Raw genomic sequence first — 23,665 nt, 5'->3', positions numbered from 1 at the left:
CGTGCGGAACAATGGGGCGGTGACCTCTCCCCTCTCCCCGCGCCCCTCCGCCCCCGCGACCCGGCTGATCGCCACCGATCTCGACGGGACGCTCCTGCGCGACGACAAGTCCGTCTCCGAGCGCACGATCGCCGCCCTCGCCGCGGCGGAGCGGGCCGGTATCGAGGTCTTCTTCGTCACCGGCCGCCCGGCACGCTGGATGGACGTCGTCAGCGACCACGTCCACGGCCACGGCCTGGCCATCTGCGCCAACGGCGCCGCCGTCGTCGACCTCCACCAGGGAGGCACCTTCCTGGAGGTCCGCCCGCTGGAGCGGCCCGTCGCCCTCGCCGTCGTCCAGGCCCTCCGCGCCGCCGTGCCCGGCACCTCCTTCGCGGTCGAGCTCACCACCGGCATCCACTACGAGCCGCACTACCCGCCGTTCCACCTCGACCCCGGCGCCACCGTCGCCACCGCCGAGAAGCTCCTCTTCGAGGAGGAGCCGGGCGCCGCCGCCCCGGTGATCAAGCTGCTCGCCCAGCACCCCGAGCTCGACCCCGACGACTTCCTGGCCCGCGCCCGGCAGGCCGCCGACGAGCTGGCCTCCTTCACCCGCTCCAGCCCGACCGCGCTCCTGGAGATCAGCGGTCTCGGCGTCTCCAAGGCCTCCACCCTCGCCCTGTGCTGCGCCCAGCGCGGGATCGCGCCCGAGGAGGTCGCCGCCTTCGGCGACATGCCCAACGACATCGAGATGCTCAGCTGGGCCGGCCGCTCGTACGCGATGGGCAACGCCCACCCGGACGTGATCGCCGCCGCCTCCGGCCGCACCGTCGGCAACAACGAGGACGGCGTGGCCGTGATCATCGAGGAGCTCGTCGCGGAAGCCCTCGCACAGGGCTGACGAGACCCCTAGAGCGGCGCCTCCCACACCACCGTCGTACCGCCGCCGTCCTCCCCGAGCCCCGGGCCGCACCAGCTCGCGCCGCCCAGCGACTCGGCCCGCCGCGCCAGGTTGCGCAGACCGCTGCGCCGCCCGCCCTCGGGGATGCCGACGCCGTCGTCCGCGACGGAGAGCCGGACCCCGGCCGAGCCGTCGGGCAGGGTGACCGTGGCGTCCAGGACCACCTCGATCCGGGTCGCCTCCGCGTGCCGGAAGGCGTTCGACAGGGCCTCCCGCAGGGCCGCGATGAGGTTCTTCCCGGTGAGCTCGCCGACCGCCGAGTCGATCACGCCGAGGAAGCGGTGCGCGGGCTTGAAGCCGAGCGGGACCGCCGCCATGTTGATCTCGCGCAGGACGCGGGTGCGCAGTCCTGACGGCGCCTCGGCGGGGCCCTGCTGGAGCGCGAAGATCGCCGTACGGATCTCCTGGATGGTCACGTCCAGCTCGTCCACGGCCTTGCCGACGCCCTCGCGCACGGCCGGCACGATCGACTTGCGCTGGGCGCTCTCCAGCATCATGCCGGTGGCGAAGAGCCGCTGGATGACGAGGTCGTGCAGGTCGCGGGCGATCCGGTCGCGGTCCTCGTACACCGCGAGCCGCTCCCGGTCCCGCTGGGCGTCCGCCATCATCAGGGCGAGCGCCGCCTGCGAGGCGAACTGCGTGGCGAGCGTCCGCTCCGCCTCCGTGAACGGGCGGGCGTCCCGCGCCCGGGGCATGGCGAGCGCGCCGAGCACCCGCCCGCCGCTCTGCAGCGGCAGCATCATGCTCGGGCCGTACGGGGAGGTCAGGCGGCTGATCATGCGCGGGTCGCTCGACGCGTCCGCCACGAAGACCGGTTCGCCGTTCAGGAGCTGCTCCACCACGGCGCTCTCGGGCGGGATCACCACACCGAGGGACTTGGTGGGGCGGGGCGAGGAGACGGCGACGATCTCCAGGCCGCCGTCCTCGGCGGGCAGCAGCACGATCCCGGCGTCCGCGTCGGCGAGCCGGCGGGCCTGCTCGGCGACGACCGACAGGGCGTCGTCCGCGTCGCCGCCGGAGAGCAGGGCCGTGGTGACGGCCACCGAGCCGTCGATCCACCGCTCCCGCTGCCGGGCGGCCTCGTAGAGCCGGGCGTTGCCGATGGCGATGCCGGCCTCGGTGGCGAGGACCCGGACCATGTGGACGTCGTAGTCGTTGAACTCTCCGCCGCCGCGCTTCTCGGCGAGGTAGAGGTTGCCGAAGATCTCGCCCTGGACCCGGATCGGAACGCCGAGGAAGCTCCGCATCGGCGGGTGTCCGGGCGGGAAACCGGCCGAGCGCGGGTCAGTGGACAGGTCGGCGAGACGAATGGTCTGCGGGTCGCGGATGAGCGCGCCGAGCAGCCCCGCGTGCCCGTCGGGAAGACGTCCGATCCGGCGGGCGACGTCCTCGCTGACGCCGTAGGTGACGAAGTCCGAGAGGCCGTCGCCCTCGTCGTCCACGACGCCGATGGCGGCGTAGCGGGCGTCGGCGAGTTCGGCGGCGGTCTCGCAGATCCGGTCGAGCGTGGAGTGGAGTTCGAGGCCGGTGCCGACCGAGCGCATGGCCTCCAGAAGCTGCGGCACGCGGGCCGTGAGCTCCGTGGACAGCCCCTGGAGGCTGCGGGTGGCCTGGGTGGCGGCTTCCAGGGGGTCCGAGGTGTCGGACACGGCGTCGGTCATGGGATGAGCCTAGTTAGTCCTATTTGGCGAGAAAAGTCGGCACCGGGGCGGCGCCGACCAACAGGTCGGTCTCCCGCTCCTGCTCCAGCATCCGGCGCAGCGGACCCTCGGTCTCCGCCAGCTCGGCGTACGGGCCGCGCTGCACGGTCCGGCCCCCGTCCAGGACGACGACCTCGTCGACGGCGTCGAGGCCGTGCAGCCGGTGGGTGATGAGGACGGTGGTACGCCCTTCCGTGGCCCGGAGCAGGTCGTCGGTGAGGGCGTCGGCGGTGGCCAGGTCGAGGTGTTCGGCGGGCTCGTCGAGGACGAGGACCGGGAAGTCCGCGAGGAGAGCACGGGCGAGCGCGAGGCGCTGCCGCTGGCCGCCGGAGAGCCGGGAGCCGTGCTCGCCCACGAGGGTGTCGAGCCCTACCGGGAGCCCGTCCACCCAGTCGAGGAGCCGGGCGCCGCGCAGGGCCTCGCGCAGCTCCTCGTCGCTCGCGCCGACCTTCGCGAGCCGCAGGTTCTCCCGTACGGAACTGTCGAAGAGGTGGGCGTCCTGGGCGCAGAGGCCGACGAACCGCCGTACGGCGTCGCCGTCGAGCTCCTGCGCGGGCACGCCGCCGATCCGGTAGGTGCCGTGCTCCGCGTCGAGGAAGCGCAGCAGGACCTGGGCGAGGGTGGTCTTCCCGGAGCCGGAGGCGCCGACGACGGCGATCCTGCGCCCGGCCTCCAGGGTGAGCCCGAAGTCGGCGAGTGCGGGCCGCTCCTGCCCCGCGTACCGGGCCGAGAGCCCGGCCAGCTCCAGCGGGAACGGGCTCGCGGGCGGCGTCGCCGGGTGGGCGGGCTCGTGTACGGGGACGGGGGCGTCCAGCACCTCGAAGACCCGCTCGGCGCTGTGCCGGACCCGCTGGCGGTACTGGACGGCGAGCGGAAGGCCCGTGACGGCCTCGAAGGCGGCGAGCGGGGTCAGGACGACCACGGCGAGGGCCACCCCGTCGAGCCGTCCGTCCCGTACGGCCGGGACGCCGACGAGCGCGGCGGCCGCGACCGTGAGGCCGCAGACCAGCGTGGAGAGCCCGGCGCCGACCGCCGTGGCGGCGGCCTGCCGGGAGGCGATGGAAGTGAGGTCACGGTCGGCCGTACGGGTACGGGCGAGCCGGCCCGGCAGCGCGCCCGCGACCGTCAGCTCGGCGCAGCCGCGCAGCAGGTCGGCCACGGAGGTCGCCAGGGTTCCACGCGCGGGTGCGAGCCGGCGCTCGGCCCGACGGGCGAGGGCGCCCCCGGCCATCGGTACGGCGATACCGGCGACGAGCAGGCCCACGGCGAGGACGGCCCCGGCCTCGGGCAGCAGCCAGGCGGTGAAGCCGACGGACGCGACGCCCACGACGAGCGCGGCTCCGGCGGGCAGCAGCCAGCGCAGCCAGTAGTCCTGGAGCGCGTCGACGTCCTGGACGAGACGGGAGAGGAGGTCGCCGCGCCGGGTGCGACGGAGCCCGGCGGGGGCGATCCGCTCCAGGCGCCGGAAGACGGAGACCCGGAGCTCGGCGAGCATCCTGAGCACGGCGTCGTGGGAGACGAGCCGCTCGGCGTACCGGAAGACGGCCCGGCCGATGCCGAAGGCGCGGGTGGCGGTGACGGCCATCATCAGATAGAGCACCGGCGGCTGTTCGGAGGCGCGGGAGATCAGCCAGCCGGAGACGGCCATGAGCCCGACGGCCGAGCCGAGGGCCAGGCTCCCGAGGAGCAGGGCCAGCGCCATGCGGCCCTTGAGCTCGCCGGCCATGCCGCGTACCCGTGCGAGCACCGAGGCCGGAACCTCCGGAGTCCGCTCGGCGGAGTGGGTGAGAGGAACCGCCTCGACGAGTTGCGTGCCCGGGATCGCATCCGCGGAGCTCGTCGAGGAGGAATGTTCCACGTGAAACACAGCGGAGGCGTCGCCGCCGAGCGTCACCACGCGGTCGGCGACCGCGAGGAGGGCCGGTCGGTGGACGACCAGGAGCACGGTCCGGCCCGCCGCGAGGCGTCGTACCGCGTCGACCACACCGGCTTCCGTCTCACCGTCGAGGGCCGCCGTCGGCTCGTCGAGCAGCAGCAGCGGCCGGTCGGCCAGGAACGCCCGGGCGAGCGCCAGGCGCTGCCGCTGGCCCGCCGAGAGCCCGGCACCGTCCTCGCCGAGCGGGGTGTCGAGCCCCTCGGGGAGTGCCGCGACGAAGCCGTCGGCCCCGGCGTCCCGCAGGGCCGCCCGTACCGCCTCGTCGGAGGCGTCCGGACGGGCCAGGCGGACGTTCTCGGCGACCGTTCCCGCGAAGAGGTAGGGGCGCTGGGGCACCCAGGCGATCCGGGACCGCCACGCCTCCAGGTCGAGCGTCGCGAGCTCCTGGCCCTCGCCGGCGGCGGATCCGCCGACCCGGACGGACCCGCCGTCCTCCGGCACCGCGAAGCCGAGGACCACGTCGAGGAGCGTCGACTTGCCGACCCCGCTCGGGCCGACCAGCGCGACCGTCTCCCCGGGCTCGACCGTCAGCGTCGCCGCGTCGAGCGCCGGTGCGGCACGCCCCGGGTACCGCACGGTGACCCCGTCGAGCTCCAGGCGTACGGAACCGGGCACCGCCCCCGTACCGCCGTCCCGGACCGGCTGCTCCAGGACCTCGAAGATCTCCTCGGCGGCGGCGAGCCCCTCGGCGGCCGCGTGGTACTGCGCCCCTACCTGCCGCAGCGGCAGGTAGGCCTCGGGCGCGAGGATCAGGATGACGAGACCGGTGTACAGGTCGAGTTCGCCGTGGACGAGCCGCATGCCGATGGTGACGGCGACGAGCGCGACCGAGAGGGTCGCGAGGAGTTCCAGCGCGAAGGAGGAGAGGAAGGCGATGCGCAGGGTCCGCATCGTCGCCTGCCGGTAGTCCGAGGTGATCGCGCGGATCGACTCGGCCTGGGCCTTCGCCCGGCCGAAGATCTTGAGCGTGGGGAGGCCGGCCACCACGTCCAGGAAGTGACCGGAGAGCCGGGAGAGCAGCTTCCACTGCCGGTCCATCCGTGCCTGGGTGTACCAGCCGATGAGGATCATGAAGACCGGGATGAGCGGCAGGGTCACGACGATGATCGCCGCCGAGACCCAGTCCTCGGTGACGATTCGGGCGAGGACCGCCACCGGGACAACCACCGCGAGCCCGAGCTGCGGGAGGTAGCGGGCGAAGTAGTCGTCGAGCGCGTCCACACCGCGCGTCGCGAGCGCGATCAGCGATCCGGCCTTCTGGCCGCTCAGCCAACCGGGCCCGAGCGTCGCCGCCCGCTGAAGCAGCCGGCCGCGGAGCTCGGACTTGACCGCCGCGCTCGCCCGGTGGGCGGCGAGCTCGGTCAGCCAGGAGACGAGCCCCCGCGCCACGGCGACTCCCGCGAGCAGCAGCAGAGGGGTGGTCAGATCGGAAACCGCGAGGCCCTTCTGAAAGGCCCCGACCACGATCTCGGCGATGAGCATCGCCTGGGCGATGACCAGCGCCGCTCCGGCCAGTCCGAGTGCGACCACCGCGGCAAGGAAGAAGCGGGTGGCACGGGCGTACCGGAGCAGACGCGGATCGATCGGTTTCACGTGAAACATGCCCCTCTGATGAGCACCGAAAGGTGAGTGCCGACTAGTGGGCGTCGGCGATGTGCTGCGTGCCGATGCGCTTCCGGAACACCCAGTAGGTCCAACTCTGGTAGAGCAGCACCAGCGGGGTGGCGATCGCCGCGCACCAGGTCATGATCTTCAGGGTGTAGGGGCTCGACGACGCGTTCGTCACGGTCAGACTCCACTCGGGGTTGAGCGAAGACGGCATGACGTTCGGGAAGAGCGCGAGGAAGAGCATCGCCACCGCGGCGGCGATGGTCACGCCGGAGAGTGCGAACGACCAGCCCTCGCGCCCGACCTTGATGGCACCGATCGCGCCGACCAGGGCCACCACGGCGACCAGCATCGCCGCGAGGCTCCAGCTGTCCCCCGTGTCGATCTGGGTCCAGATCAGGAAGCCGAGCGCGAGCACGGCCGTGACCAGACCCAGCTTGAGCGCCAGATCCCTGGCCCGGACCCGGATGTCACCGACCGTCTTGAGCGCGGCGAAGACCGTGCCGTGGAAGGTGAAGAGGGCGAGGGTGACCAGGCCGCCGAGGATCGCGTACGGGTTGAGCAGGTCCCAGAAGTTGCCGACGTACTCCATGTCGCCGTCGATCTTCACGCCCCGGACGATGTTGCCGAAGGCCACGCCCCAGAGGAACGCGGGGATCAGGGAGGTCCAGAAGATGGCCTGCTCCCAGTTGCGCTGCCAGTTCTCCTCGGGCCGCTTCGCCCGGTACTCGAAGGCCACACCCCGGACGATCAGGCAGACCAGGATGATGAGCAGCGGCAGGTAGAAGCCGGAGAAGAGCGTCGCGTACCACTCGGGGAACGCGGCGAAGGTCGCTCCGCCGGCCGTGAGCAGCCACACCTCGTTGCCGTCCCAGACGGGACCGATGGTGTTGATGAGGACCCGCTTCTCGACCCGGTCACGGGCGAGCAGCTTGGTGAGGATGCCGACCCCGAAGTCGAACCCTTCGAGGAAGAAGTAGCCGATCCAGAGGACGGCGATGAGTACGAACCAGACGTCGTGGAGTTCCATGCCTCGATCTCCTGAGCCTCAGTACGAGAAGGCCATGGGGCGGTCGGGGTCACGCGAGTCCCCGCCGATCTTGGTGGGCGGGTTGAGGTCGTCCTCGGTGAGTTCGGGCGGTCCCGCCTTCACGTACTTGACGAGGAGCTTCACCTCGATCACGGCGAGGACGGCGTAGAGGGCGGTGAAGATGATCATCGAGGTGAGCACCTCGCCCTGGGAGACACCGGGCGAGACCGCGTCACGGGTGCGCAGCACGCCGTAGACGACCCAGGGCTGACGGCCCATCTCGGTGAAGATCCAGCCCCAGGAGTTGGCGATGAGCGGGAAGAGCATGGTCCAGAGGGCGATGACCCAGTACCACTTGGTGAAGCGCGGGCTGAGCGCCTTGCTCTTGAACAGGACCAGGTTCGGCACCTCGTCCTCACCGGTCCGCATCCCCGGGGCCAGCATGAACTTCTTGCGGGTCAGCCAGAGGCCGAGCACGCCGACGGCGAGCGAGGCCATGCCGAAGCCGATCATCCAGCGGAATCCCCAGTACGCGACGGGGATGTTGGGCCGGTAGTCGCCGGGGCCGTACTTCTCCTGCTCGGCCTTGTTGACGTCGTTGATGCCGGGGACGTACGAGTCGAAGTCGCCGTTGGCGAGGAAGGACAGGAGGCCCGGAATCTCTATGGCCACCTTGTTGTGGCCCTCGTCGACGTCACCGTAGGCGAAGATCGAGAAGGGCGCGGGCGCCTCGCCGTCCCAGAGCGCCTCGGCGGCGGCCATCTTCATCGGCTGCTGCTTGAACATGACCTTGCCGAGCACGTCACCGCTGATCGCGGTGCCGAGGCCGGCGATGATCAGGGTGATCAGACCGACCCGCAGCGAGGTCCGCATGACCGGGATGTGCTTCTTGCGGGCCAGGTGGTAGGCGGAGATGCCGACCATGAACGCGCCTCCGACCAGGAAGGCGGCCGTCATGGTGTGGAAGAACTGGGTGACGGCGGTGTCCTGGGTGAGCACCTTCCAGAAGTCGGTGAGCTCCGCCCGGCCGCGCTCCTCGTTGATGCGGTACCCGACGGGGTGCTGCATCCAGGAGTTCGCCGCGAGGATGAAGTAGGCGGACAGGATCGTGCCGATCGAGACCATCCACATGCAGGCGAGGTGGATCTTCTTCGGCAGCTTGTCCCAGCCGAAGATCCACAGCCCGATGAAGGTGGACTCGAAGAAGAAGGCGATGAGCGCCTCGAAGGCGAGCGGGGCGCCGAAGATGTCGCCGACGAAGCGCGAGTAGTCGGACCAGTTCATGCCGAACTGGAACTCCTGCACGATGCCGGTGACGACACCCATGGCGATGTTGATCAGGAAGAGCTTGCCCCAGAACTTCGTCGCCCTGAGGTACTTCTCCTTCTCCGTCCGCACCCAGGCCGTCTGAAGGCCCGCGGTGAGAGCGGCGAGGGAGATCGTCAGGGGGACGAAGAGGAAGTGGTAGACGGTGGTGATGCCGAACTGCCAGCGCGCCAGAGTCTCTGGCGCCAGAGCGAGGTCCACGTCGTTTTCTCCTTACTCGCCGTGGTCACATCGGCAGTTTGCCCCTTTAATCCCACCGATTATGGGAGGAAGCAGGACACGCTTGTGAACGCGTTCACATTCACAAGCATTATGGCTCATACGAAATCCGTACCTTCAGTCGGGGTCCCCCTACCGCGGGTCACGGGTCCGGAAACGCCGACGGCCCCCACGAGCAGGGCTCGTGGGGGCCGTCACGCCGGATCAGACCTCCTTGCGGAAGCCCTCCGTCACCTTCAGGAAGAGGTCGTTGGCCTCGGTCTCACCGATCGTGACGCGCACGCCCTCGCCGGCGAACGGCCGCACGACGACTCCGTGCCGCTCGCACTCGGCCGCGAACTCCAGGGTCCGGTCGCCCAGCCGCAGCCAGACGAAGTTCGCCTGGGTGTCCGCCACGGTCCAGCCCTGGGCCACGAGCCCCGAACGGACCCGCTCGCGCTCGGCCACCAGCGAGCCGACCCGCCCGAGCAGCTCGTCCTCGGCGCGCAGCGAGGCCACGGCCGCGTCCTGCGCCAGCTGGCTCACGCCGAACGGCACCGCCGTCTTGCGCAGCGCCGCCGCCACCGGCTCGTGGGCGATGGCGAAGCCGACCCGCAGCCCCGCCAGGCCGTACGCCTTGGAGAAGGTGCGCAGCACGGCGACGTTCGGACGGTCGCGGTAGAGCTCGATGCCGTCCGGGATCTCGGTGTCGCGCACGAACTCGCGGTACGCCTCGTCGATCACGACCAGGATGTCGGAGGGCACCCGGTCGAGGAAGCGCTCCAGCTCGGCCCGGCGGACCGCGGTGCCCGTGGGGTTGTTGGGGTTGCAGACGAAGATCAGCCGGGTCCGCTCGGTGATCGCCTCGGCCATCGCGTCGAGGTCGTGCACCTCGCCGTCGGTCAGCGGCACCTGTACCGAGGTGGCCCCGCTGATCTGCGTGATGATCGGGTACGCCTCGAAGGAACGCCAGGCGTAGATGACCTCGTCGCCCGGGCCGGAGGTGGCCTGGATCAGCGACTGCGCGACACCGACCGAGCCCGTGCCCGTCGCCAGGTGTGAGACCGGCACGCCGAAGCGCTCGGCCAGCTCCTCCATGAGACCGGTGCAGGCCATGTCGGGGTAGCGGTTGAAGTTCGCGGCGGCGGCCAGCGCGCTGTCCATGACCCCCGGCAGCGGCGGGTAGGGGTTCTCGTTGGAGGACAGCTTGAAGGCCACGGGGCCGTCCGCGGCGGCCGGCTTGCCCGGCTTGTAGGTGGGAACGCCGTCCAGCTCGGCGCGCAGCCTGGGGCTGCCGGTGCTCTTCCCGCTGGTCTCGCTCACAGTGTGGCCTCCTCGACCGTCCGTACCGCCAATACTCCTCACCTTATGAGGATTCGCCCTCGCTGCGAATGGGCTGTGGACAACAGGAGGGACACGCTCTGGCTTCCGGCCGACCTCTCTCCGGGGAGGGGGAGCGCGCGATCGGGTGGCGTGCGCCGGTGGCGAGCGCCGTGGCGCGCATCCCCCGTAGAGGTGAGTTGAGACCTCTTCGAGACCTCGACCCATCGCCAGGCCGGGACCGTCCGACAACCCCAACTCATATGACGTAGCCCTTAACGACCTTTGTTTTCCTGGCCATTGGGCACTTTCGATCATGCAGAAACGTGCCTGTCAATGCTCGCATATGCGACCGCCCCGACCGCTCTCCGTCGCCCTACTATCGGCTCGCCATGACAGCAGCAGGGAAGCACCAGGTGAGCCGGGCACAGACCCGGGGAAGCCGGCAGGGCCGGGCGGGCATCCGGGACGTGGCCGCCGCCGCCGGGGTCTCCATCACGACTGTCTCCGACGCGCTCAACGGCAAGGGCCGACTCCCGGACGCCACGCGCCGACACGTACGCGAGGTCGCCGACCGGTTGGGCTACCGCCCATCCGCGGCGGCCCGCACGCTCCGTACGGGCAAGTCGGGACTGATCGGCCTGACCGTGACCACGTACGGGGATGAACCTTTCACCTTCACCGAATTCGCGTACTTCGCGGAGATGGCCAGAGCAGCCACATCGGCGGCGCTCGCCCGGGGCTACGCCCTGGTCATCCTCCCCGCCACCTCCCGCCATGACGTCTGGTCGAACGTCGCCCTCGACGGCACCGTCGTCATCGACCCCTCCGACCACGACCCGGTCGTCACCGAACTGGTCCGGCAGGGCCTCCCCGTCGTCTCCGACGGACGCCCCGCCGGCACCCTTCCGGTCACCGCCTGGGTCGACAACGACCACGAAGCCGCCGTCCTCGACCTGCTCGACCACCTCGCCGCCGCCGGCGCCCGCCGCATCGGCCTCCTCACCGGAACCACCACCGACACCTACACCCGCCTGTCCACCACCGCGTACCTCAACTGGTGCGAGCGGGTCGGGCAGGACCCCGTATACGAGGCCTATCCGGCGCACGATCCGTGCGCGGGCGCCGTCGCGGCCGACCGGCTGCTCGCCCGCCCGGACCGTCCCGACGCCGTCTACGGCCTCTTCGACCCCAACGGAACCGATCTCCTCGCGGCCGCGCGCCGCTACGGGCTGCGCGTCCCGGAGGATCTGCTGCTGGTCTGCTGCAGCGAGTCCACCGTGTACGCGACGACCGAACCGCCCATCACGACGCTCTCGCTCAAACCGCGCAGGATCGGCACCGCCGTCGTCCAGCTCCTCATCGACGCCATCGAGGGGATCGATACGGACGGCCCGGTCGAGCGGGTGATACCGACCGAACTCATCGTCCGCACCTCCTCACAGCGGCGCTCGCCGCGCACCACGGTCAGCCCGCCGCGCTCACCCGCGAAGGACTGACACGGCCCCATCCGACACCGCCGCCCCGCCCCCTGCCCGTGGGCCGGGGCGGCGAAACCGGTCGCCACACCGGCTTCAACCCTGGACTGGACCTTCTCAATTCGGGCGAAACAACCGGTGAACCCGGAGTGGACCCGGATTCACCACCCCTGGTGCGTCACACAGGAGGACCCTCATTCCTATGATGGGCGGACGACACCGCGGACCACCCCGACCAGGCCGGTCCGCGATGTGCAGGGCATCGCGACGGTGGTGGAGGGGTCCATGACTCAGGGGGCCGGGCAGGAGCCCGTGGTGCGCACGGCGACATTGCGCGACTTCCGCGTACCGCCGTACGCCCTGGTACCCGTACAGGGCCACGCCGTCGAGCCGCCCTCGGCGGAGCAGCCGCGCCCGGAGCCCGCGCCCGCTCCGGCAGACCCGACCCTCCTCCTGGGCCGCCGCCTCGCGCCCGTGGAGGACCACGGAGCGACCGCCCCGGTCCGGGACATCGGAACGACGCCCCCGGTCCAGGACACCAGCGTGCCCGCCCCGGTCCAGGACACCAGCGTGCCCGCCCCGGTCCAGGACACCAGCTCGACCGCCCCGGTCCAGGACATCGGAGCACCCGCCCCGGTCCCGGAGTCCGGAGCGACCGCGGCCGCCACCCCCGCCGTCTCCTCCATCGTCTCCGTCGCCACCGGCCACCACCCCGGCAACGGCTTCCCCCAGGGCGAGCCCCCCGCCGACTACACCCCGACCGAGCGCGACCTCCCGGTCATCCAGCGCGGCGACACCCTCCAGGTCCCGGTCACCCCCGACGCCGCCGCCACGCCCGAGCGCGCCTCCGCGCCGGCCGACGGCCCCGGTCCGCTGTACGTCGTCGGCGACGTCCACGGCTACCTCGACGAACTCCTGGCCGCCCTCCGCGCCCAGGGCCTCGTCGACGAGAACGGCGGCTGGGCCGCGGGCAACGCGCGCCTGTGGTTCCTCGGCGACTTCACCGACCGCGGCCCCGACGGCATCGGCGTCATCGACCTCGTCATGCGGCTCTCCGCCGAGGCCGCCGCCGCCGGCGGCTACTGCAAGGCCCTCATGGGCAACCACGAACTGCTGCTCATCGGCGCCAAGCGCTTCGCCGACACCCCGGTCAACTCCGGCGCGGGCACCGCCACCTTCCAGGCGGCCTGGCTGCTCAACGGCGGGCAGAAGCACGACATGGACCGGCTCCAGGACGTCCACCTCCAGTGGATGTCCCGGCTCGACGCCGTGGTCCTGGAGGACGACCACCTCCTCCTGCACTCCGACACCACCGCGTACCTCGAGTACGGCGAGAGCATCGAGGACGTCAACGAGACGGTCCACGAGATCCTCACCCGCAGCGACGCCGACGAGGTCTGGGACCTGTTCCGGAAGTTCACCAAGCGCTTCGCGTTCCGCGACGACGAGACCGGTCCGCCGGCCGTGCAGGAGCTCCTCTCCACCTACGGCGGCCACCGGATCGTGCACGGCCACAGCCCCATCCCGTACCTCCTCGGCCAGGTCGGCGGGGAGGAGGACGAGGGCGACGGCGGCCCCGTCGTCGACGGACCGCACGTGTACGCGGACGGGCTCGCCATCGCCATGGACGGCGGCGTGACCATGGCCGGAAAGCTGCTGGTCGTCCAACTCCCCCTGAACGACTGACGCATAACCCAGCGCATCCGGGGAAGGCGATTTCCGGAAACACCCTGTCAGCCCGTGGTGTCGCCGCAATACCATCGGACCATCCGTAGCAGGCTCTCCTCCGTTTCCGCCCGACCGGCCGTTCTCCGCGGCTGATCCGGGCCTGCGGAGCATCGGGGGATGCACATGAACGTGGCTCCGTACCTGCTGACCGAGGACCGCGCCGAGTACGAGCGTGTCCTCGACGACGCACTGAGCACCGCGCACACACGTCCGGAACTTGCCGGAGTCGGGACGCGGCTGACGACCGCACAGCTGCGCGCCATGGCCGTGAACGCGACAGCGCTCATCACCACCGCGGCGGCGAGCGAGTACGCCCACTTCATCAAGGTCCGCGAGGAGGGGCGCGTCGCCGTCGCCACCCGCGTCCCCGCCCGGCAGGAGGGCTCCGGGGCCGGGATCGTCGCGATCCTCACGGTGATGGTGCCCGTGCTCGCCGGGTCGGCCGCGGTCATCTTCCTGCTGGTCGGCGCGGTGCTGCGGGCCCTCGCGCCCGGGCTGCGGTTCGGCACGACCCTCCTGACGGCCGGCCTGGTCTTCGGCACGCTCGCCGCCGCGGGCCTGGTCTGCGCGGGTGCGGGGCTCCTGCTGACCGCGCTGCGGAACAGCCCGACCGCGACGGACACCACTCCCGCCGCCCCGGAGGACGAACTCGCGCGCGCCCGCGAGGCCTGGCGTCAAGCCCTGCTCGAACGGGGGTTCGTCCCGTTCTTCCGCGACGCCCTCGCGGCGACCGAACCACCGGCCCCGCGGGACCCGTAGGCCGCTCGGGCCGGTGCTCCGGTCCGTTTCCCGCACCGACGGGACCGGCGTGACACCGGCACCGGCACCGGCTCTGGTCTCCCACGCCAAGCGGGGGACCGGCCCCCCGACCGGTCCCCCGTTCCCCCGTCGGGCCGGTCAGTCGGCCAGCGGCAGGTAGACGCGGTTGCCGGAGGCCGCGAACTCCTTCGACTTCTCCGCCATCCCGGCCTCGATCTCCTGCTGCGTCCCCCCGTGCTCACGCCGGATGTCCTGGGAGATCCGCATCGAGCAGAACTTCGGCCCGCACATCGAGCAGAAGTGCGCCGTCTTCGCGGGCTCCGCCGGCAGCGTCTCGTCGTGGAACTCGCGGGCGGTGACCGGGTCGAGGGCCAGGTTGAACTGGTCCTCCCAGCGGAACTCGAACCGCGCGTCCGAGAGCGCGTCGTCCCACTCCTGTGCGCCCGGGTGGCCCTTGGCCAGGTCCGCGGCGTGGGCGGAGATCTTGTACGTGATGACGCCGGTCTTCACGTCGTCCTTGTTCGGCAGGCCCAGGTGCTCCTTGGGCGTGACGTAGCAGAGCATCGCCGTGCCCCACCAGGCGATCATCGCGGCGCCGATGCCCGAGGTGATGTGGTCGTACGCGGGCGCGACGTCCGTGGTCAGCGGGCCGAGCGTGTAGAACGGGGCCTCCTCGCAGATCTCCTGCTGGAGGTCGATGTTCTCCTTGATCTTGTGCATCGGGACGTGGCCCGGGCCCTCGATCATCGTCTGCACGTTGTGGCGCTTGGCGATCGTGTTCAGCTCGCCGAGGGTCTTCAGCTCCGCGAACTGCGCCTCGTCGTTGGCGTCGGCGATCGATCCGGGGCGCAGCCCGTCGCCGAGCGAGTACGTGACGTCGTACGCCGCGAGGATCTCGCAGAGCTCCTCGAAGTTCGTGTAGAGGAAGTTCTCCTTGTGGTGCGCGAGGCACCAGGCGGCCATGATCGAGCCGCCTCGCGAGACGATGCCGGTCTTGCGGCGCGCGGTGAGGGGCACGTACGGCAGGAGCACGCCGGCGTGGACCGTCATGTAGTCGACGCCCTGCTCGGCCTGCTCGATGACCGTGTCCTTGTAGATCTCCCAGGTCAGGTCCTCGGCCTTGCCGTCGACCTTCTCCAGCGCCTGGTAGAGCGGCACGGTGCCGATCGGCACGGGGGAGTTGCGCAGCACCCACTCGCGGGTCGTGTGGATGTTGCGGCCGGTGGACAGGTCCATGACCGTGTCGGCGCCCCACTTGGTCGCCCAGGTCATCTTCTCCACCTCCTCCTCGATGGAGGAGGTGACGGCCGAGTTGCCGATGTTGGCGTTGACCTTCACCAGGAACCGCTTGCCGATGATCATCGGCTCGATCTCCGGGTGGTTGACGTTCGCGGGGAGCACCGCGCGGCCCGCGGCGATCTCCTCCCGCACGACCTCGGGGGAGACGTTCTCGCGGATCGCGACGTACTCCATCTCCGGGGTGATCTCGCCCCGGCGGGCGTACGCGAGCTGGGTCACCGCCTGGCCGTCGCGGCCCCGGCGCGGCAGGCGTGGGCGGCCGGGGAAGACGGCGTCGAGGTTCTTGAGCCCGCCGCCGCGGGGCGAGGTGTGCTTGATGCCGTCGTCCTCGGGGCGGACCGGCCGGCCCGCGTACTCCTCGGTGTCGCCGCGCGCGATGATCCAGTTCTCGCGCAGCGGCGCGAGGCCCCGCCGCACGTCGGTGTCGACGGTGGGATCGGTGTACGGCCCCGACGTGTCGTAGAGCGTCACGTCCTTGCCGTTGGTGAGGTGCACCTGACGGACCGGCACCCGGATGTCGGGGCGGGAACCCTCGACGTACCCCTTGTGCCAGCCCGGCGTGCGCTCCTGCGGGCTGTTCTGGTCGGAGGCAGGCGTGCGTGCATCCTGAATGGTCATGAGACCGAATCTCCCTACGCCGGCATTACCCGGTAACAGGTTCGGCGGTCGGCGCAGCCTCCTCCCGTACGACGTACATCGGTACGCGCGTACGGTGATCAGCGCCCTCTCAGCCCGGTGCTCCGAGCTCCCGCGTGTGCAAAGGTGTCACCACGCTAGCGCCATCCCTGGCGTGCTGAACAGTGGGCCCTCGCCGTTCTTGCGATGATCGGTCGGTGACTTCCCCCCAGCAGACACCCGAGCCGCACGGCCACGACCATGCCCCCGGCACCTCGCACGGCCATGGTCACAGCCACAGTCACGGCCCCGCCGCCCCCGTCTCCCGGCATCTGCGCAAGGTCATCGCCGCGGTGCTGATCCCCTTCGCCACCGCCGTCGTGGTCGGGCTCGCGGTCCTGTGGCCAGGCGGCACCCCGGCGCACGAGCGCACGGGTGTCGGCTTCGACCGGCAGACCGAGCAGGGCACGGTGGTCTCCGTCGAGCAGGTCGACTGCAAGGACGTGAACGCCGCCCAGGTCCCGCCGACCGGCGACACCTCGACCGCGCAGGGCCGCGAGGCGGTCAACGCGCAGCAGGGGCAGTGCGAGAAGGCGACGATCGAGGTCACCAGCGGCCCCGACAAGGGGCGTACGTTCACCGAGATCGTGCAGCCAGACGCACCGCGCCAACTGCACGAGGGGCAGGGCGTGGTGGTGGCCTACGCCCCCGACGCACCCCACGACCTCCAGTACTCGGTGACGGACGTGAACCGGAAGGTGCCGATGGCACTGCTCGCGGGGATCTTCGCGCTGGCGGTGGTGGTCGTCGGCCGGATGCGGGGCGTCATGGCGCTCGTCGCCCTCGTGGTGAGCTTCCTGATCCTGACGTTCTTCATCCTGCCGGCGATCCTGGAGGGGTCGAACCCGCTGGTCGTGGCCGTGGTCGGATCGAGCGCGATCATGCTGATCGCGCTCTACATGTGCCACGGGCTCTCGGCGCGCACCTCGGTCGCCGTGCTCGGCACGCTGGTCTCGCTACTGCTGATCGGCCTGCTCGGTTCGCTCTTCATCGGCTGGGCCTCGCTCAGCGGCAACACCGACGACAACACCGGTCTGATCCACGGCCTGTACCCGGACATCGACATGTCCGGCCTGCTGCTCGCCAGCGTGATCATCGGCTCGCTGGGTGTCCTGGACGACGTGACCGTCACGCAGACCTCGGCGGTCTGGGAGCTGCACCAGGCCGATCCGCGCATGGGTCCGCGCGGTCTCTACCGGGCCGGGATCCGGATCGGCCGCGACCACATCGCCTCGGTGGTGAACACCCTGGTCCTCGCCTACGCGGGTGCCGCCCTGCCGCTGCTGCTGCTCTTCTCGATCGCGCAGAGCAGCATGGGCACGGTGGCCAACAGCGAGCTGGTCGCGGTGGAGATCGTCCGAACGCTGGTCGGTTCGATCGGACTGGTCGCCTCGGTGCCGGTCACCACCGCCCTCGCGGCGCTGGTGGTCTCCGCCGACCGGCCGGGACCCGATGGCGAGGGGAAGTCCCGGGTGGCAGTGGTACGGGGCGGTCGGCGGCGGCGCGCGAAGTAGGGACTTTCGGCAGGGGTCAGCCCGCGTTCTCCTCTGCCAGAATCCGGCCGAGTGCGGCTTCGAGGTTGTCCTCGAAGTCGCCGAGTGTCCTTTCCTGACCGAGCGGGACCAGCTTGTCCGTCCGGTCCAGGAACGCGACCAGCGGCGGCGCGCTGGCGCGGAAGAGGGCGCGGTCGGCACCCACCTGGAGGCGGATGGAGACGTCCGAGAGACCCTCCGGGTCCGTCGGCGCGATGTGCACGTCGCCGTCACCGCTCGGGCGGTTGATTCCGTCAAGCAGCAGTTCACGACCGAACGCCCAGGTCACGGGCGCGTCTCCGGGAAGGTGGAACGTCATCCGCACCGCGTAAGGATCCCGGGCCTCGTATCGCAGCTCGACAGGGATCTTGAAGCAGAGCTCCTCGGAGACGAGGAAGCTCATCAGGACCTCGGCCTGAACCGACTCTCGCATCATGTACCCCGCAGTAGATGAAGCTGTGTAAACACAGCTGCTGAAAGCTGTGACCGAAACGGCCAGGAATGATCCCCCGTGGCCCTCTTGACGCAATCGTGCTGTAAGCGCTAGCAGATCACAAGGAGTGATTTTTCAGATACTGATAGAGAACGCGAGCGAGCTGAAGAGCCTCCCGATCTCTGTACGTAGCCGCTCGACTGCCGGGAGCAACCGTTCTTCCTGGTGGAGGGGGAGGGAAATGGCCATTGCGGCCGCCGCGGAGCCCACGGTGATGGGGATGGCGGCGCAGACCGTGCCGAGCGCATATTCCTGACGCTCCACCAGGGGTTCCATACGGCCCAAATCGCCCAAACGGTCCAAAAGGACACGACGGTTACGCACCGTGTACGGAGTGATGGCTTCCACCGGGTGCCTGTCGAGGTGGTCTTGACGGCTTTTCAGATCGAGTTGACTCAGGAGGCATTGCCCGATCGCGTGGGCGTGCCCGGTCTCGCGGAAGTCGGCCCACTCGTCGACCGCGGGGGCCGAGGGAGTGTCGGCGACGGCGACGATCTCGATCTCGCCCTCGCGGTAGAGGGCGAAGTACACCGGCACACCGATCTCGTCCCGCCAGCGGGCAAGGGAGTCTTCGATCTTGATGCGACGATTCTGCACAGCTCCGCCGCCGGCCAGTCGGACGGCGGCGTCACCCAGGAGGAACACACCCTTCTCGCGGCGCAGATAGCCCTCGTGCGTCAGGGTGCGGAGCAGGTGGTACGTGGTGGGGAGCTGAAGGCCCGTCTCACGGGCGAGTTGTTTGGCCGGGGCGCCGTCCGCATGGGAGGACACGGCCTCCAGAAGTCTCAGCGCCCGCTGCACCGAACCGATCAGGGTAGGTGCAGCCGTGTGCGTAGCCGTGGCCAAAGGTCACCCCCAGGCGTGACGACGGGTGCGCCGCACCCGCCCGCGGGGGCCGCCCCCGCGCCCGCCGGGCCTGGGAAACCGCTGTTTCGACACGCGGTCTACGCCCGTAGTCCCCAACACGGCGGAGGGGTTCCACTCTAGTGGCAGGCTCGGAGGCCGTCCGGATTCCCGGCTTCCGTTCCCCCGGCCGGGCTAATGCCCGGCTTCGCCTTCTTACTGACAGGTAGTCAGGACTACCAGTCCTCGCGGGATCCGGACGATCCCTTGACCTTCTGCACGACGTAGATCAGTCCGCCGACGAGCGCCACGAAGAGCAGCACCTTGAACAGCACGCCGACCACGAAGGTCAGCACGCTGGTGATCAGTCCACCGAAGACCAGCAGGGCGAGGGCGGGTATGGCGACCCACTTCACCCACCAGGGCAGCCCCGCGAGCATCTCCTGTACGGCCATGGTCCCTACCTCGCTCTCGAAAGGTCCGTGCCGCGCACTCCGCGTCGGACACCCTCAAGGCTAGGTGGGAGACGGAGGCCTCGGGGGCTCCGCGCCCCCCGCTCTCCCCTGATCCGTCCCCTAGGGGACGGAGGGCCTCCGCCCCTGACTCCCCGGCTCAGCCCTCCGGCGGGGAGAAGACCACGAGGACCTTGAGGTCCTCGCTGATGTGGTGGAACTTGTGCGGCTCCCCGGCCGGCACGTACACCACGCTGCCGCGCGCCACCTGGGTCGTCTCCTCCCCGACGGTGATCGCCGCGCGCCCGCTCACCACGAAGTACACCTCATCCTGGGCATGCGGCTGCTGCGGGTCGAGGGCCCCCGCGTCCAACGCGTACAGGCCCACCGACATGTTCCGCTCCCGCAGGAACTGGAGATAGGCGCCCTGGTTCGCGGCGCGCTCCGCCTCGAGTTCATCCAGTCGGAATGCCTTCATCGCCCGTCAGCCCCTGCCCTTGGCCCGATCATGTCTGCCACGATCAGACACATGAAGAATTTCGTAGTCAAGACGCTCGCGAACGCGGGCGCCCTGGGAGTCGCCATCTGGCTGCTCCAGGACATCACTCTCACCGGTGAGAGCACCGCCAAGAAGGCCTGGACCCTCCTTCTCGTCGCCCTGGTCTTCGGGCTCGTGAACTTCTTGGTGAAGCCGATCGTCAAGCTCCTGACGCTGCCGCTCTTCATCCTGACACTCGGCCTGATCACCCTCGTGGTCAACGCCCTGATGCTCCTTCTGACCTCGTGGCTGGCCGAGCAGTTCGACCTCAGCTTCCACGTGGAGGGCTTCTGGACCGCCGTCCTCGGCGGCCTGATCATCTCCGTCGTCTCGTGGGCGCTGAACGTCCTGCTCCCCGACGGCGACTGAGTGGGGACCGTGACCTACCGCGTCTGCTTCGTCTGCACGGGCAACATCTGCCGCTCGCCGATGGCCGAGCACGTCTTCCGCCGCCGTGTGGAGGAGGCCGGCCTCGGCGGCGTGGTGGAGGTCGACAGCGCGGGGACCGGAGGCTGGCACGAGGGTGACGGCGCCGACCCGCGCACCGTCGCCGTCCTGGAGGAGAGCGGCTACACCTCGGCGCACTCCGCCCGGCAGTTCCGCGCCTCCTGGTTCCCCGCCCTCGACCTGGTGATCGCGCTCGACGAGGGACACGTACGAGAGCTCCGGGCACTCGCCCGAACGCCCGAGGAGGCGGCGAGGATACAGCTGCTGCGCTCCTACGACCCGGCCGCCGGGGACCGGCTCGACGTCCCCGACCCGTACTACGGGGGCCGCGAGGGCTTCGACGAGTGTCTGGAGATGGTCGAGGCGGCGAGCGAGGGTCTCCTCGCCGCCGTCCGCAGGGAACTGGAGGAGCGGACACCGTGATCGACAAGGAACTCGGGGACGGCACGCGCGCGGTACGGGCGGGGCTCCCCGAGCCCGTGAAGTACGAACCGACCCTGCCGGGCCCGGTCTTCGCCGCCCACTTCCATCTGCCGGGCGAGCCGACCGGCGGTTACGCGTACGGGCGGGACGAGAACCCGACCTGGACCCACCTGGAACGGGCCATCGGCGAACTGGAGGCGCCGGGGGAGGGGGACGTCGAGACTGTGGTCTTCGCCTCGGGCATGGCCGCGATCTCCGCCGTGCTGCTCTCCCAGCTGCGGGCCGGCGACGCGGTGGTGATGCCGACCGACGGCTACCAGGCCCTGCCGCTGCTCCACGAGCAGCTGAGGGCGTACGGCATCGAGGTCCGGACCGCGCCGACCGGCGGCGACGGCCAGCTCGCCGTCCTCGAAGGCGCCCGGCTGCTGTGGATCGAGAGCCCGTCCAACCCCGGGCTCGACGTCTGCGACATCCGCCGGCTGGTGCGGGAGGCCCATGCCGCCGGGGCGCTCGTCGCCGTCGACAACACCCTCTCCACCCCGCTCGGCCAGCGGCCCCTGGAGCTCGGCGCGGACTTCTCCGTCGCCAGCGACACCAAGGGCATGACGGGACACGGCGACATCCTGCTCGGGCACGTGACCTGCCGGGACCCCGCGCGGGCGGCGGAGGTACGGCGCTGGCGCAAGGTCGTCGGGGCGATCCCCGGCCCCATGGAGGCCTGGCTCGCCCACCGTTCCCTGGCCACCCTCCAGCTGCGGATCGACCGGCAGTGCTCCACCGCGCTCTCCCTCGCGCAGGCGCTCGCCGGGCGCGCGGACGTGGCCGGGCTGCGCTACCCGGGTCTTCCGGGCGACCCCTCGCACACGGTGGCCGCCCGGCAGATGCGGCGCTTCGGTCCGGTCGTCTCCTTCGAGCTGGCGGACCGGAAGCGGGCGGAGCGGTTCCTGGAGGAACTGCGGCTCGTGGACGACGCCACCAGCTTCGGTGGTGTGCGCTCCACGGCGGAGCGGCGCGGGCGCTGGGGCGGGGACGCGGTGGCGGAGGGGTTCATCCGTTTCTCGGTGGGTGCCGAGGATCCGGAGGACCTGATCGCCGACGTGCTGCGGGCTCTCGACGAGGCGTCGGCCGCCGGCTGAACGCCCCCGCGGAGCCGCCGCCGGAAAGCCCGTGCGTTTCAGGACACCGCGCACGGGCCATTTTCTTCCCATGAACGAACGGCCCGTGATCAAGCGCACCGCACGCGCCATCCTGCTCGACGGGGACGATCTCGTCCTCATCAAACGCACCAAGCCGGGGATGGATCCCTACTGGGTCACGCCCGGCGGCGGCGTCGAGCCCTCCGACACCACCGTCGTCGAAGCCCTCCACCGTGAGGTGCACGAGGAGCTCGGCGCCAAGATCGCCGACGTCGTGCCCTGCTTCGTCGACACCGTCGAGCACATCGTCGACGGCGGGGTCTCCGGAGTGAAGGTCCAGCACTTCTTCGTGTGCCGGCTCGACTCCATGGACCCGTCCCTGCGGCACGGCCCCGAGATGGACGAGCCGGTCGGCGAGTACGAGATCGTCCGGGTGCCGTTCACCCGGGTCGGGATCGCCGCCGTCCACCTCGTTCCGCTCTCCCTGCGGCACTACCTGGACGGCAACATCGAGGGGGTCCGCGCCATGCACGCGCCCGACCTGGGCTGATCGGGAACGGCCGGAGTGAGCTCGGCCAGGAAGTCGTGCCGGATGCGGTCCGAGGCGACCCCCGCCCCGCGCAGGGCGTCGACCCCGCGCCGGACCATGCCGAGCGGGCCCGAGAGGTAGGCGTCGCGCTCCTCCCAGGACCCGTATCGGCAGACGGCGTCCGGGAGGCGCCCCTGTTCCTCCGTGACGGGGTGGACGGAGAGCCAGGGGAAGGTCTTCTGGAGCCGCAGCATGGTGTCGATGTCGTAGAGGTCGTGTCCGCTGCGCGCCCCGTAGAAGACGTCGACGGGCCGCCGGTCCCCGTGCTCGGCCACGTCCTCGACCAGCGCCCTGATCGGCGCGATCCCGGTGCCGCCGCCCAGACAGAGCAGTCCGCTGTCGGTGGAGTGGTCGACCGTCATGGAGCCGGCCGGCGGACCGAGCCGCAGGAGGTCACCGGGCCGCGCCCGGTGGACGAGCGCGTTGGACACCCACCCCGCGGGGACCGCCTTCACATGGAGCGAGAGCAGCCCGTCGGGCCTGGGCGCCGAGGCGAAGGAGTAGTGCCGCCAGATCCGCGGCCACCAGGGGGTCTCCAGAGTCGTGTACTGCCCCGCCAGGAACGGGTACGGCTGGTCGGGCCGGAGCGTGACCACGGCGACGTTCGGGGTGCGCAGATCGTGGCTGACCACCTCGGCCTCCCACCAGGCGGGGGCCGACTGCTCGTTCTCCGCCGCCGCGTCGATCATGATCTGCGAGACGGTCGTGTACGTACGGACCCAGGCCGCCTCGGTCTCCTCGTCCCAGCTCCTGGTGGCGTACCGGGTGAGCGCGCCGATGAGGGCCTCGCCGACGGCCGGGTAGTGGGCGGCCGTGGTGCCGTACTTGCGGTGGCCCTTGCCGAGGTTGCGGAGGTACTCCGTGAGGACCGGGGCGTCGTCCAGGTGCTCGGCCGCCGTCAGGAGCGCCGTGAGGAGCCGGTCCCGCTGGGTGTCCATCGCCACAGGGAACATCTCGCGCAGCGCGGGATTCCTGACGAAGAGCAGTGCGTAGAAGTACGAGGTCACCTGGTCGGCGACGGGGCCTATCTCCGCCAGGGTGCGGCGGACCAGGACAGCGTCGTCGGAGGCCGCCGCGGATATTCGGGCCTCCGTCCCTTCCGTGGTCATGGTCGGAACATCCATCATCTTCTCGCCTCACACTGGGCGGCTTCCGTGATCGCAGCATGGCGCTTGCGGGTACCACCATGGACGAAAAGTGGCGTTCTCCGGCCGA

The 23,665-nt window shown here is 70.7% G+C and carries 20 protein-coding genes and 1 riboswitch; of the genes, 9 read left to right on the top strand and 11 right to left on the bottom strand.

Annotated elements, in window-relative coordinates; all coding sequences use genetic code 11:
- Window positions 1-19 precede the first annotated feature (19 nt).
- Entirely contained in the window at window positions 20-880 is an 861-nt protein-coding gene (locus ACFC0Z_RS20790; protein WP_376439857.1) for a Cof-type HAD-IIB family hydrolase, read from the top strand.
- An 8-nt stretch (window positions 881-888) separates the two neighbouring features.
- Here ACFC0Z_RS20790 and ACFC0Z_RS20785 read toward each other — a convergent pair whose 3' ends face one another.
- From ACFC0Z_RS20785 to hisC, 5 genes are all read right to left on the bottom strand, one after another.
- Entirely contained in the window at window positions 889-2,601 is a 1,713-nt protein-coding gene (locus ACFC0Z_RS20785) for a GAF domain-containing protein (RefSeq protein ID WP_376439854.1), read from the bottom strand.
- A 19-nt stretch (window positions 2,602-2,620) separates the two neighbouring features.
- A complete protein-coding gene (gene cydD / locus ACFC0Z_RS20780; protein WP_376439851.1) occupies window positions 2,621-6,169 on the bottom strand; it encodes a thiol reductant ABC exporter subunit CydD in 3,549 nt (1,182 codons plus the stop codon).
- Between the two features lie 43 nt (window positions 6,170-6,212).
- Entirely contained in the window at window positions 6,213-7,214 is a 1,002-nt protein-coding gene (gene cydB, locus ACFC0Z_RS20775) for a cytochrome d ubiquinol oxidase subunit II (RefSeq protein ID WP_376439848.1), read from the bottom strand.
- 18 nt (window positions 7,215-7,232) lie between these two features.
- Entirely contained in the window at window positions 7,233-8,741 is a 1,509-nt protein-coding gene (locus ACFC0Z_RS20770) for a cytochrome ubiquinol oxidase subunit I (protein ID WP_376439845.1), read from the bottom strand.
- Between the two features lie 222 nt (window positions 8,742-8,963).
- A complete protein-coding gene (hisC, locus tag ACFC0Z_RS20765; protein ID WP_376439843.1) occupies window positions 8,964-10,061 on the bottom strand; it encodes a histidinol-phosphate transaminase in 1,098 nt (365 codons plus the stop codon).
- A gap of 389 nt (window positions 10,062-10,450) precedes the next feature.
- Between hisC and ACFC0Z_RS20760 the strand changes: the two genes are divergently transcribed.
- The 3 genes from ACFC0Z_RS20760 (at window position 10,451) to ACFC0Z_RS20750 (ending at window position 14,023) form a co-directional block, all read left to right on the top strand.
- Window positions 10,451-11,557, top strand: a complete 1,107-nt coding sequence (locus tag ACFC0Z_RS20760) for a LacI family DNA-binding transcriptional regulator (protein ID WP_376439841.1) — start codon at window positions 10,451-10,453, stop codon at window positions 11,555-11,557.
- A 264-nt stretch (window positions 11,558-11,821) separates the two neighbouring features.
- Window positions 11,822-13,222, top strand: a complete 1,401-nt coding sequence (locus ACFC0Z_RS20755; RefSeq protein WP_376439839.1) for a metallophosphoesterase — start codon at window positions 11,822-11,824, stop codon at window positions 13,220-13,222.
- Between the two features lie 159 nt (window positions 13,223-13,381).
- Window positions 13,382-14,023, top strand: a complete 642-nt coding sequence (locus ACFC0Z_RS20750) for a hypothetical protein (RefSeq protein ID WP_376439837.1) — start codon at window positions 13,382-13,384, stop codon at window positions 14,021-14,023.
- A 138-nt stretch (window positions 14,024-14,161) separates the two neighbouring features.
- Here ACFC0Z_RS20750 and thiC read toward each other — a convergent pair whose 3' ends face one another.
- Window positions 14,162-15,940 (bottom strand): phosphomethylpyrimidine synthase ThiC, encoded by a 1,779-nt coding sequence (gene thiC, locus ACFC0Z_RS20745; RefSeq protein WP_376439834.1) that lies wholly within the window; start codon window positions 15,938-15,940, stop codon window positions 14,162-14,164.
- A riboswitch (TPP riboswitch) is annotated at window positions 15,935-16,084 on the bottom strand. It overlaps the preceding gene by 6 nt.
- A gap of 71 nt (window positions 16,085-16,155) precedes the next feature.
- Between thiC and ACFC0Z_RS20740 the strand changes: the two genes are divergently transcribed.
- Window positions 16,156-17,511 carry a YibE/F family protein gene (locus tag ACFC0Z_RS20740; protein ID WP_376439832.1) on the top strand — a complete coding sequence of 452 codons (1,356 nt, stop codon included), beginning with the start codon at window positions 16,156-16,158 and terminating at the stop codon, window positions 17,509-17,511.
- Between the two features lie 16 nt (window positions 17,512-17,527).
- On the opposite strand, the gene ACFC0Z_RS20735 is transcribed toward ACFC0Z_RS20740, so the two are convergent.
- The 4 genes from ACFC0Z_RS20735 to ACFC0Z_RS20720 form a co-directional block, all read right to left on the bottom strand.
- Window positions 17,528-17,962: an SsgA family sporulation/cell division regulator gene (locus ACFC0Z_RS20735; RefSeq protein ID WP_360799133.1), complete on the bottom strand. Its 435-nt coding sequence runs from the start codon at window positions 17,960-17,962 to the stop codon at window positions 17,528-17,530.
- A 135-nt stretch (window positions 17,963-18,097) separates the two neighbouring features.
- A complete protein-coding gene (locus ACFC0Z_RS20730; RefSeq protein WP_376439829.1) occupies window positions 18,098-18,868 on the bottom strand; it encodes an IclR family transcriptional regulator in 771 nt (256 codons plus the stop codon).
- 233 nt (window positions 18,869-19,101) lie between these two features.
- A complete protein-coding gene (locus ACFC0Z_RS20725; protein WP_376439827.1) occupies window positions 19,102-19,320 on the bottom strand; it encodes a DUF5326 family protein in 219 nt (72 codons plus the stop codon).
- A gap of 157 nt (window positions 19,321-19,477) precedes the next feature.
- Window positions 19,478-19,795: a cupin domain-containing protein gene (locus ACFC0Z_RS20720; RefSeq protein WP_376439824.1), complete on the bottom strand. Its 318-nt coding sequence runs from the start codon at window positions 19,793-19,795 to the stop codon at window positions 19,478-19,480.
- Between the two features lie 51 nt (window positions 19,796-19,846).
- Between ACFC0Z_RS20720 and ACFC0Z_RS20715 the strand changes: the two genes are divergently transcribed.
- From ACFC0Z_RS20715 to ACFC0Z_RS20700, 4 genes are all read left to right on the top strand, one after another.
- Window positions 19,847-20,224, top strand: coding sequence for a phage holin family protein (locus tag ACFC0Z_RS20715; protein ID WP_376439821.1), 378 nt, complete (start codon window positions 19,847-19,849; stop codon window positions 20,222-20,224).
- A gap of 9 nt (window positions 20,225-20,233) precedes the next feature.
- Window positions 20,234-20,725: a low molecular weight protein-tyrosine-phosphatase gene (locus ACFC0Z_RS20710; protein ID WP_376439818.1), complete on the top strand. Its 492-nt coding sequence runs from the start codon at window positions 20,234-20,236 to the stop codon at window positions 20,723-20,725.
- Window positions 20,722-21,861, top strand: coding sequence for a cystathionine gamma-lyase (locus tag ACFC0Z_RS20705; RefSeq protein ID WP_376439815.1), 1,140 nt, complete (start codon window positions 20,722-20,724; stop codon window positions 21,859-21,861). Before ACFC0Z_RS20710 ends, ACFC0Z_RS20705 begins: the two co-directional genes overlap by 4 nt.
- A gap of 70 nt (window positions 21,862-21,931) precedes the next feature.
- Entirely contained in the window at window positions 21,932-22,411 is a 480-nt protein-coding gene (locus tag ACFC0Z_RS20700) for an NUDIX domain-containing protein (protein ID WP_376439813.1), read from the top strand.
- Here ACFC0Z_RS20700 and ACFC0Z_RS20695 read toward each other — a convergent pair.
- Window positions 22,354-23,559 (bottom strand): globin domain-containing protein, encoded by a 1,206-nt coding sequence (locus ACFC0Z_RS20695; protein ID WP_376439811.1) that lies wholly within the window; start codon window positions 23,557-23,559, stop codon window positions 22,354-22,356. The two genes, ACFC0Z_RS20700 and ACFC0Z_RS20695, sit on opposite strands and share 58 nt — an antisense overlap.
- Window positions 23,560-23,665: the final 106 nt, after the last annotated feature.

The organism is Streptomyces sp. NPDC056144, from assembly GCF_042264145.1.
GTDB lineage: Bacteria > Actinomycetota > Actinomycetes > Streptomycetales > Streptomycetaceae > Streptomyces.
The sequence above is the reverse complement of the archived record's forward strand: the minus strand, read 5'-3'. Positions and strand labels throughout refer to the sequence as shown.

Coding starts and splice junctions, on each gene's coding strand:
- ACFC0Z_RS20785 (WP_376439854.1), bottom strand. CDS start 2,601: ATGACCGACGCCGTGTCCGACACCTCGGACCCCCTGGAAGCCGCCACC.
- ACFC0Z_RS20755 (WP_376439839.1), top strand. CDS start 11,822: ATGACTCAGGGGGCCGGGCAGGAGCCCGTGGTGCGCACGGCGACATTG.
- ACFC0Z_RS20700 (WP_376439813.1), top strand. CDS start 21,932: ATGAACGAACGGCCCGTGATCAAGCGCACCGCACGCGCCATCCTGCTC.
- ACFC0Z_RS20715 (WP_376439821.1), top strand. CDS start 19,847: ATGAAGAATTTCGTAGTCAAGACGCTCGCGAACGCGGGCGCCCTGGGA.
- ACFC0Z_RS20695 (WP_376439811.1), bottom strand. CDS start 23,559: ATGACCACGGAAGGGACGGAGGCCCGAATATCCGCGGCGGCCTCCGAC.
- ACFC0Z_RS20760 (WP_376439841.1), top strand. CDS start 10,451: ATGACAGCAGCAGGGAAGCACCAGGTGAGCCGGGCACAGACCCGGGGA.
- thiC (WP_376439834.1), bottom strand. CDS start 15,940: ATGACCATTCAGGATGCACGCACGCCTGCCTCCGACCAGAACAGCCCG.
- ACFC0Z_RS20750 (WP_376439837.1), top strand. CDS start 13,382: ATGCACATGAACGTGGCTCCGTACCTGCTGACCGAGGACCGCGCCGAG.
- ACFC0Z_RS20735 (WP_360799133.1), bottom strand. CDS start 17,962: ATGCGAGAGTCGGTTCAGGCCGAGGTCCTGATGAGCTTCCTCGTCTCC.
- ACFC0Z_RS20725 (WP_376439827.1), bottom strand. CDS start 19,320: ATGGCCGTACAGGAGATGCTCGCGGGGCTGCCCTGGTGGGTGAAGTGG.
- ACFC0Z_RS20720 (WP_376439824.1), bottom strand. CDS start 19,795: ATGAAGGCATTCCGACTGGATGAACTCGAGGCGGAGCGCGCCGCGAAC.
- cydB (WP_376439848.1), bottom strand. CDS start 7,214: ATGGAACTCCACGACGTCTGGTTCGTACTCATCGCCGTCCTCTGGATC.